1 protein-coding gene is annotated in these 236 nt (G+C 77.1%); it reads left to right on the top strand.

The annotated features are described in order from the left end of the window. Window positions 1–236: hypothetical protein (locus JMJ55_RS30715; protein WP_202829382.1), on the top strand; the 236-nt coding region annotated here is incomplete at both ends.

Here is a 236-nt window from a genome sequence, read left to right as displayed (position 1 = left end):
GCGGCCACCGTCGCGGCCGCGACCCGCGCCGCTGCGCTCGATGACAGCGCCGGCACCACGCCCTTCTCCGATGTCCTCTCCGATCCCGCCCGAGGCGGGGTGGAGCCGCGGCGCAGCCTGCTTTCGGCCGCTGGCACGGCGACGCCGGTCGGGCTCTTCGCCAACCGCAACGCGGCGGAACGCTCGGCCGGGGAGACCACCGGCTCCTGGGTGCGGGACCTGCTTCGGGGCCTGGC

It is taken from the genome of Belnapia mucosa, assembly GCF_016775475.1.
Taxonomy (GTDB): domain Bacteria; phylum Pseudomonadota; class Alphaproteobacteria; order Acetobacterales; family Acetobacteraceae; genus Belnapia; species Belnapia mucosa.
This window is presented reverse-complemented; position numbering and strand designations above follow the sequence as displayed.